Origin of the sequence: Vibrio sp. S11_S32 (assembly GCF_014694465.1) — a bacterium.
In the GTDB taxonomy this organism is placed as follows: domain Bacteria; phylum Pseudomonadota; class Gammaproteobacteria; order Enterobacterales; family Vibrionaceae; genus Vibrio; species Vibrio algicola.
This window is the reverse complement of the sequence record NZ_JAAUWS010000179.1, coordinates 1-257: the sequence shown is the minus strand read 5'-3', so window position 1 is coordinate 257 and position 257 is coordinate 1. Positions and strand designations below refer to the sequence as shown.

The window sequence follows — 257 nt, the reverse complement described above, 5'->3', positions numbered from 1 at the left end:
TTGGTATTCTAAAAATTCGAATTTTAGGAAAAATAGTCAAAAACTACTGTTTTTCTGGAAAAGGCTGAGAAGCCTTATCACACATACCTTTCCAGATTTATTTTAGAATCGACCTGTTGCGGTAAGGTATATGCACCAACAATCGAAATGAAGAAAGTCGAGACAAACATGAAATACCAGTTAACTTCAGGGCCAACGGTATAATTTGGATCAATCATTTGCGCAGCGGTTTCGGTAATGCCCGACAACAAAGGATC

At 37.7% G+C, this 257-nt stretch carries 1 pseudogene; it reads right to left on the bottom strand.

The annotated features are described in order from the left end of the window. Positions 1-98: 98 nt before the first annotated feature. A pseudogene (locus tag HC723_RS17185) lies at positions 99-257 on the bottom strand (AbgT family transporter); the annotation flags it as partial.